Below are 8,389 nucleotides of genomic sequence, written 5' to 3' on the forward strand. Positions count from 1 at the left end.
GGACGGGACGGGGGCGCCGCGGGGGCCGGCGCGCTCCACGCGGGCGCGGCCTCCTCCACGGGGTGGTGCGCGGCAACGGGCTCGGGTTCCGGCTCCGGTTCGGCGACGGGCCCACGGCGCGCGAGCAGATCCGGATCCTGCGGATCCAGCAGTTCAATCTGCGTCCACACGCCGTCGGACTCAGCGGTGCGGCCGCGCTCCTGGTGGATCTTCGCGAGCTCCTTGTAGACGGACACCGTCTTGGAGATCTGGCCCAGCCCCTGGAACGCCTGGGCCAGGAGCGTCAGCGTCTCCACGTCGCGGCCATCCGCCTTGAAGCACACCTGGAGCTTGGCGAGCGCGCGCTTCTGGTCGCCGCGCTGCAGATACGACGCGGCCAGCTCCTTCGCGAGCGGGAGGTTGTCCGGCTCCAGCGCGGAGAGGCGCTCCGCGACGCGCAGCCAGTCGTCCGCGCGGGCGTTGCGCTTGAGGTACTCCGCGGCGCGCTTGAACTCCTGCGCCGCTTCCTTCGTCATGTTCTCGCGCGCGTACAGCTCCGCGAGCTTGATCTTCGACGCCACGTTCTCGGGGTCGAGATCCACCATCTTCTTCAGCGTGTCGAGGCTCGACTTGGTGTCGCCCGCCTTGTCGTAGTGGTTGGCGACGATCTGGAAGTACGCCATCGCCTCCGACATCAACCCCAGCTGCTGGTGCAGCTCCGCCAGCTTGAGGTTCACCTCCAGCAGGTTCGGATTGAGCTTGAGGACCTGCTTGTAGAGGGCGACGGCCTTGAGGAAGAAGCCGTCCGAGGAGTAGCTCTCCGCGACCTTGGTGAAGAAGTGCGCCGCCTGCGCGTTGTCGTTCTTCTTCTGGTACAGCTCCCCCATCTTCTGGAGGACCCGGATGTCCTTCGGGTCGACCTCCAGGACCTTCTGATACTCCTTGATGGCTTTGTCGTACGCGCCCTTCGCGACCAGCTTCGCGGCGGCTTCGATGATCTTGTTCTTGTCCATCGAGCGTGCGCTTCCGGCAGGCAGAAACCCCGAGGAACTTCGCGGGTTTCAGTCCTTCTCTGGGGGGGAGCGTCGGAGGCTAACGGAATCCTCCGATGCGGGTCAAGAAACAGCCTGCCCTCCCCCAGGGCTGGATCACCCGCCTGGACGCTCGCACGCCCGGCGGGTTTTCCATGCCTTCACGGCAAAGCGCTACGGCGTCTCTTCCACGGCCTTCTTGAGCCGGCGCGAACCCGTCTCGCTCGCCAGCAGTCGCTCCACGAAGCGGGTGTCGTAGTTGCCCTCCTGGAAGGACTCCTCCGCCAGTGCGGCCCGGTGGAACGGGATGTTGGTGCGGATGCCCTCCACCACGTACTCGGAGAGCGCGCGCTGCATGCGGCGGATGGCCGTCTCGCGGTCCTCCGCGTGCACGATGAGCTTGGACAACAGGCTGTCGTAGTGCGGCAGCACCGTGTAGTTCTCGTACGCGGCGGAGTCCACGCGCACGCCGTAGCCACCCGGCACGCTGTAGCCGGTAATCTTGCCCGGCCACGGCGCGAAGGTGACGGGGTCCTCCGCGTTCACGCGGCACTCGATGGCGTGCCCGCGGATCTGCACGTCCTCCTGCTTGAAGCGCAGGGGGTGCCCGTAGGCCATGCGGATCTGCTCACGGACCAGGTCCACGCCCATGACCAGCTCCGTCACGGGGTGCTCCACCTGGATGCGCGTGTTCATCTCCATGAAGTAGAACTCGCCGCGCTCGTCGAGCAGGTACTCGATGGTGCCCACGTTGTTGTAGCGGATCTTGCGCATCGCGGCGACGGACACCTCGCCCATGCGCTGGCGCAGCTCCGGCGTGAGCGCGGGGGACGGGCTCTCCTCGATGAGCTTCTGGTGCCGCCGCTGCACGGAGCACTCACGCTCGTTGAGGTGGATGATGTTCCCGTGCTCGTCCGCGATGATCTGGATCTCGATGTGGCGCGGCTTCTCCACGTACCGCTCGATGTAGAGGTCGCCATTGTTGAAGCTGGCCAGGGCCTCCGCCTGCGCGGTGGAGAACGCCTGCGCGAGCACACCCGGCTCGCGGACGATCTTCATGCCCTTGCCGCCACCACCCGCCGCCGCCTTCAGGATGACCGGGAAGCCGATCTCCTTCGCGAAGGCCTCCGCCTCGCGCGGATCCTTCACCACGCCAGGGCTGCCCGGGAGCAACGGCAGGCCGGCCTCGCGGGCCGCGGCGCGCGCGCGCACCTTGTTGCCCATCAGCCGCAGCATCTCCGGGCGCGGGCCAATGAAGCGGATCTTGCAGTTCTCGCAGACCTCCGCGAACTCGGCGTTCTCCGACAGGAAGCCGTAGCCCGGGTGGATGGCGTCCGCGCGGGTGATCTCCGCCGCGGAGAGCAGCTGCGGCACGTTGAGGTAGCTCTCCTTGGACGGAGGTGGCCCGATGCAGACGGCCTCGTCCGCGAAGCGCACGTGCAGCGCGTTGGCGTCAGCGGTGGAGTGCACCGCCACGGTGGCGATGCCCAGCTCACGGCATGCGCGGATGACCCGCAGGGCAATTTCCCCGCGGTTGGCGACCAGAACCTTCTTGAACACGGCCGTGCTCCTTCGCGAGGGCCTGGGGCGCGTCCCGCCCGGAGGGGGCCGGACGCGCCTGACGGGTCAGCAGACTCAGGCCGGCTCGATGCGGAACAGCGCCTGGCCGAACTCCACCGGGCGACCGTTCTCCACGAGGACCTCGGCGATGCGGCCGGAGACCTCGGACTCGATTTCGTTCATCAACTTCATCGCTTCCACGATGCAGAGCACCTGGCCCTTGCGCACCACCGTGCCCACGTCCACGAACGGGGGCTGATCCGGCGCGGGGGTCCGGTAGAACGTCCCCACGAAGGGGCTCGTCACCTGGTGGCCCGGCTTCTCCGCGGGCTTCTCCGGCGCCGGTGCGGCGGCGGCCGCTGCGGCGGGACCCGCACGGGGCGCGACCGGAGCAGTGTACTCCACCGGCGGCGACACCGTCACCCCGGGGCCCGACGGCGCCGTGTGGTGGACGATGGTCGTCTCCGGCGCGTGACCGCGGCGGATGTAGAGCTTCTCCGGGCCCTTCGTCCACACCAGGCGGGTGACGTCGGAGGCCTCCAGGATTTCGACGATCTGCCGGAGGGCCTCCACGTCCAGAGACGTGGTGCCCGCATCCCGCCCAGAGGCCGCGCCCGAGGACTCGGCCGGCCGGGTTGCCTTGCGCTTCGTTGCCATTCGGACCCCTCCCGGGTCGCCAGGTGAAGGGAAGCTGCTCTCAGCCGCCGGTGGCCACGCGGGTGAGGTACTTGCCACCTTCACGCGTGTCGATCTTCAGCACGTCGCCCTCGTTGATGAACAGGGGCACGTTGACGCTGTAGCCGGTCTCCAGCGTGGCGGGCTTCATGGCGCCGGACACGGTGTCGCCGCGCACGCCCGGGTCGCACTTGGTGACCTTGAGGTCCACGGAGTTCGGCAGGCCCACGTTGATGGCCTTGCCGTTCCAGAAGAGGATCTCGACGTCGAGGTTCTCCTTCAGGAAGTTGACCGACTCCCCGAGGCCTTCCTTGGTCAGGAAGGTCTGCTCGAAGGTCTTCTTCTCCATGAAGTGGTACTCGTCGCCCTGGACATACAGGAACTGCATGTCCTTGGACTCGATGTCCGGGGTGCCCACCTTGTCGCCGGACTTCAGCGTGGGCTCCAGGACGCGGCCGTCCAGCAGGCTGCGGATCTTGGTGCGGGTGAAGGAGGAGCCCTTCCCAGGCTTGACGTGCTGGAAGTACTCGATGACGTACGGCTTGTCCTCCCACAAGATCTTCAAACCATTGCGGAATTCAGACGTATCGACAAACCCGGCCATGGGACCGACTCCTGGGACGAACGTAAAGGCGAAAGTCCGGGGTGTCTAGCCCATGCCCTGGTTCCTGCAAAGAGGAAAGCGGAGGCACGCTGCGCCGCCGGACAGGGTCGACAAGCCCCTGCCCGAGCGGACGTGCGCGACTACAACTCCGCCTTCACCTGCGGCGCGGTGACGCGCAGGACATAGCGCCCCTTGCCGAAGTTCCCGTCCGCGCGCAGGGCCAACACCAGGAAGTATTCCGGCGTCAGCATGCGCATCACGGTGAGGACCTTCTCACTGTTGACGGACACCTCGGTGACAGTGCCCGTCTTCAGGGATTCGGCCGCGTTCTTCAACTGCGTGAGCAGGTTGGCGTACTCCACCCAGGTGCCGGAGACGTCCAGCTCCGTGGCTTCGTCCTTCTGGAACGTTTCCACGGAGATGCCGTCGAAGCCCATCACGCTGCACGCGAGGGCTCCGTCCACCTGGTTCACCACCGCTTCAAGGTGCGTGCGGAAGGCCATCTAGCCCCCGACGACCGGGGCCGCCGGCCCAGGCTGGCACGAGGGAAGTTGACCGTCCTGGCCTGCACCCGAACCACAAGGGCCCTCCGGGACCTCGGGGGCCTCACCCGTCGCGCAGGTCCGAAGCGAGCCGACCCCATTGGCGACATCGATGCCGAAGACGATCTCGTTCGACTCGAACTTCTTGCCGCCCGACGCGAACTTGCCCGTGAACTGCGCGGTGACCCGCACCGTGGCCGTCGCGGTCCCGGACAGGGCGGTCCGCAAGGCCGTCGCGGCTTCCGCGGTCATCAGGTTGACCACCAGCCGGTTCGTATCCGACGCGGGATTGATGGTCGCCGAGTAGGGAACCTCGCCGTCGGGGATGCTGATGTTCGGCGTCGAGGCGTAGGACAGCTTCAGCGTCTCCACGAAGGCGGTGGCGGAACCTCCGATGGAGGTATCCGGATCCAGCGGAACGCCGTTCACGTCGATGGGCGTGCTCGTGTAGTTCGACTTGACCACGAGCCCCAGCAGGTACCCGTTCCGGTAGGCCAGGTTGAGCGAACCATTCGCGATGCCGGTATCGCCGACGTTGAACGAGCAGGACTCGTCCGGCTGGATGGTCTGGAGGATCTGGACGACGGGGGTGCTTTCGGAGCACGAGCAGAGCCCGAGCGACAGGGCCGCCGCGATGAGGAAGGGCTTCATTGGAATGTCTCTCCCAATCAGGGTGCGAGGCCGTTAGAGGCTCTGCGCGATGGTCTGCCGGTTGAGGATGCGGGGCGTGATGAAGATGAGCAGTTCCTGCCGCTCGTCCGTCTCCAGGGTGCTCCGGAAGAAGAAGCCGAGCACGGGAATCTTCGACAGGAAGGGCACCGATTCAGCCGAGGTGCTGCCGCGGCGCACGTAGATGCCGCCGATGACCGTGGTGTCGCCATCCTTCACGAGGACCTGGGTGTTGGCCTCCTTGCGCTGGATGGACGGCTGGCCGTTCGCACCGGTGTTGGACGGGTCCGGCTGGTTGTTCTGCGCCTGGATGGACATGAGGATGCTGCCGTCCTGGGTGATGTGCGGCGTGACTTCCAGCGACAGGCGCGCTTCCACGAAGGTCGTGTTCACGCCGCCGGCCGACGTCTGGCTGAACGGGATGGACAGACCCTGGCTGATGCGGGCCGTGTTGTTGTCCAGCGTGGTGACCTTGGGCGACGAGATGGTCTTCACCGTGCCCTCGGACTCCGCCGCGGACAGGCGCAGGTTGAGCTGCACGGCGCCGCCCGCGGAGCCGAAGGCGAAGCCCATGGCGCCACCGACGCCCGCACCCACCGCGGCCGGCAGGTTCACCGCGAAGTTGGGCTGGGCCGGAACACCCGGGGCCGTGCCACCCGCGCCGCCCGTGACACCGACGGTGCTGGGGAAGATGAGGCCGGTCGGGTTGCCGGACGCGGCCGACAGACGCGTCTGACCGCCCCACTGCACGCCCAGGTTGCGGCTGAAGTTGGTGCTCGCCTCCACGATGCGGCTCTCGATGAGGACCTGCGGCGTCTGGGTATCCAGGCTGCGCACCAGGGCGCGCGCCTTCTCCGTGTTGGAGCGGATGTCCTTGATGATGAGCACGTTGGTGCGCACATCCACCGTCACCGTGCCGCGGTCGCTGAGCACGTCCTTCACGCGCGACGACATGTCGTTGGCCACCGCGTAGTTCACCGGCACCAGGCTGACCAGCAGGTCCTCCTGCTGCTGCAGCGACTTCTTGCGCTCCTGGCGCAGCCGCGCCTCCTCTTCCAGGGTCTTCAGCGGCGCGATGCGGATGATGTTGCCCACCTGCTCCTGGCCCAGCTGCTTGGTGCGCAGGATGAGGTCCAGCGCCTGGTCCCAGGGCACGTTGCGCAGGCGGATGGTCACGCGGCCGCCCACGTCATCGGCCACGACGATGTTGCGCTTGGAGATCTCCGCGATGACGCGCAGCAGGTTCTGGATGTCGATGTCCTTGAACTCGAAGGACACGCGCTTGCCACGGTAGCGCGCCTGCTGGGGCGCGCCCTCCGCCGCGTACGCCGGGGCCTCCGCCGTGAAGCCGGCGGTGCGCTGGGTGACGGCCACCTCCTCCGTCTTCACGCCCTGCACGTCCAGCCGCCAGCTCAGGCTGTTGGCGCCCTGGGTGACGTTCTCCTCGATGGCGCCGTCCGCAGCGACCACCAGGCGAACCTTGCGGCCCTCACCCGGCACGCTGAAGGCGCTGATCATCTTCACCGGCGTGTCCAGCGCGCTGGTGTCCAGGCTGCGCTCCAGCTTCTTGGGCAGCCGCGCGTTCTCCAGCGTCAGCACCGCGCTGCGCGGATCCGGCCGGTCCACCTTCCACGCCGTCGCGCCGGACAGCTTCAGCTGCACGCGGCCGCCCGAGGGGCTCTCGTCGAAGGACAGGTCCTTGACCTCCACCACCGCCGGCTGCGGCGCGGCCTGCGCCACCGCGGGCTGCGGCTTCGCCGACTCCTGCAGGGGCTGCGGGCGCAGGGGCTCCGTCTCCGCCACCGCGTCACGCGGCTGCGAGGGCTTGGACTTGCGCGCCACCGCGCCGCCCAGCACCACCTCCAGGCCACGCTCGGCGCGGTCCACGCGGTAGGCGGGCATGTCGCCCTTGGCCACGAGCACCAGGCGCACCTTGTCCTCGTGGGCGCCCACGCGCACGTCCTTGAGCAGGTTGCCCTTCACCTTGGGCGCCTTCGCGCTCAGGCCCACGCCGTACACGTCCACGGCCAGGCGCGGCGGATCCACCAACTCCAGGACCTCGAAGCGGGCGATGTCGCCGTCGGCGGAGACGCGCAGCGACTCGCCTTCCAGGGACAGCCGGGTGATGCGCTGGGCCGGGTGGGCCACCTCGCGCTCATCCGCCTCCGTGGCGACGACGTTCTCACGGCCCGGCGCCTGGGACGGGGCGGCCTTGGAGGACGTCCCCTCCTCCGGCACCACCGCCACCATCGCCTCCACCACGGGCGCGGGCGCGGCCTTCACCGGCGCGGCGGCGACCGCCTGCACGGGCTCGGCCTTCGGCGCGGCGTCCACCGGCTTCGCTTCGACCGGAGCCTGCGGGGCCTGGGCGGTCGCGGCGGCGGGGGCCACCGGCGAACCGTCCACGGAGATGACCACGCGGTTGCCTTCCGCGCGGACGTCGTACTGGGAGGCCTGGTCGAGCGCCACCAGCACGCGGCCCACACTGGCGCGCGCGTCGGAGAACTGGGCGGCCACCACGCCGGACACCGGACCGGTGCCGTCATGGTGCCCCTTGATGCCGGTGGCATCCGCGGACGACAGGTCCACCACCAGCCGCTCCGGCCCACTGAGCCGGAAGACGGTGAAGGTGGGCGGCCGGGTCCCGGTCACCACGACCTGGGCACCGGCTCCCGTCCGGGACACCTGCAGGTCCCTCAGCGTATTGAGATCCGCGCCGTACACCTTGGCGCTTGCCAGGACGACCGCCCATGCGGTCGCCATGATCCACTTGCCCCTCATCACAGCGCTCTGCTCGAGCATGCGTCCCCTCAACAAGTTGGATGCGGGCGACGACTGCCCGCGGGCGCGCCGTGGGGCGCTACTCCCAGTTCTTGCCCGTCATCAGGTTGTAGGCAGGGTCCTTCACGCCATCCGCCTTGAGCTGGAGACTCACCGGATTGCTGATGAGCTCGCCCTTGGCGCCCGTGAAGACCTCGGTGACGGTGACCGAGTCCCGTAGAATCTGTGTGACCTTGCCGCCCTGGCGCCCCACGCGGGTGTTGCGCCGGACGATGTGACCGCGACCCAGGGGGTCCTCGACCATCGCCAGTGGGCTGGCATCCCCCGTGACGACCGCCACCAGCTTGAGCTGGTCGAGGTCGAACACGCACAGGGGTTCATTGCAGGCCCGCTCCGGTGCGTCACGCGCCACCGGCCCGAGCTCCTCCAGTGGACTGCGGAATGGATCCCGCTTGCCCACCGGACTGTAGGTGTAGACGAACATTGGCGCCGCCGACGCCTCGGTCTTCTCCGCCACTGGGGCCGGCGCGGGGGCGGCGGCCTTGGGG

The 8,389-nt window shown here is 68.4% G+C and carries 8 protein-coding genes; all 8 read right to left on the reverse strand.

The annotated features are described in order from the left end of the window. Nucleotides 1–992: lipopolysaccharide assembly protein LapB (locus tag D7X99_RS40645; RefSeq protein WP_172819064.1), on the reverse strand; the 992-nt coding region annotated here is incomplete at its 3' end. A gap of 192 nt (nt 993–1,184) precedes the next feature. Continuing rightward, nucleotides 1,185–2,570, reverse strand: a complete 1,386-nt coding sequence (gene accC, locus D7X99_RS40650) for an acetyl-CoA carboxylase biotin carboxylase subunit (protein ID WP_121782424.1) — start codon at nt 2,568–2,570, stop codon at nt 1,185–1,187. Nucleotides 2,571–2,645: 75 nt separating this feature from the next. Continuing rightward, nucleotides 2,646–3,227, reverse strand: a complete 582-nt coding sequence (gene accB / locus D7X99_RS40655; RefSeq protein ID WP_121782425.1) for an acetyl-CoA carboxylase biotin carboxyl carrier protein — start codon at nt 3,225–3,227, stop codon at nt 2,646–2,648. 40 nt (nt 3,228–3,267) lie between these two features. Further along, nucleotides 3,268–3,849 (reverse strand): elongation factor P, encoded by a 582-nt coding sequence (gene efp, locus D7X99_RS40660; protein WP_121782426.1) that lies wholly within the window; start codon nt 3,847–3,849, stop codon nt 3,268–3,270. Between the two features lie 140 nt (nt 3,850–3,989). After that, on the reverse strand, nt 3,990–4,352 hold the full coding sequence (locus D7X99_RS40665; protein ID WP_120566331.1) for a hypothetical protein: 363 nt from the start codon (nt 4,350–4,352) through the stop codon (nt 3,990–3,992). Next, complete coding sequence (locus D7X99_RS40670; protein WP_121782427.1) at nt 4,353–5,042, reverse strand: hypothetical protein; 690 nt, start codon at nt 5,040–5,042, stop codon at nt 4,353–4,355. 33 nt (nt 5,043–5,075) lie between these two features. Then, nucleotides 5,076–7,862, reverse strand: a complete 2,787-nt coding sequence (gene pilQ / locus D7X99_RS40675; protein ID WP_121782428.1) for a type IV pilus secretin PilQ — start codon at nt 7,860–7,862, stop codon at nt 5,076–5,078. 58 nt (nt 7,863–7,920) lie between these two features. Further along, nucleotides 7,921–8,389 (reverse strand): pilus assembly protein PilP (locus D7X99_RS40680; RefSeq protein ID WP_121755697.1); only part of this gene is annotated, 469 nt, incomplete at its 5' end.

The organism is Corallococcus sp. AB032C (genome assembly GCF_003668935.1).
Lineage (GTDB): Bacteria > Myxococcota > Myxococcia > Myxococcales > Myxococcaceae > Corallococcus > Corallococcus exiguus.

Bases quoted from the DNA above. Each gene is read 5' to 3' on its own strand.
- D7X99_RS40665 (WP_120566331.1), bottom strand. From the start codon at position 4,352: ATGGCCTTCCGCACGCACCTTGAAGCGGTGGTGAACCAGGTGGACGGA.
- pilQ (WP_121782428.1), bottom strand. From the start codon at position 7,862: ATGCTCGAGCAGAGCGCTGTGATGAGGGGCAAGTGGATCATGGCGACC.
- efp (WP_121782426.1), bottom strand. From the start codon at position 3,849: ATGGCCGGGTTTGTCGATACGTCTGAATTCCGCAATGGTTTGAAGATC.
- D7X99_RS40670 (WP_121782427.1), bottom strand. From the start codon at position 5,042: ATGAAGCCCTTCCTCATCGCGGCGGCCCTGTCGCTCGGGCTCTGCTCG.
- accB (WP_121782425.1), bottom strand. From the start codon at position 3,227: ATGGCAACGAAGCGCAAGGCAACCCGGCCGGCCGAGTCCTCGGGCGCG.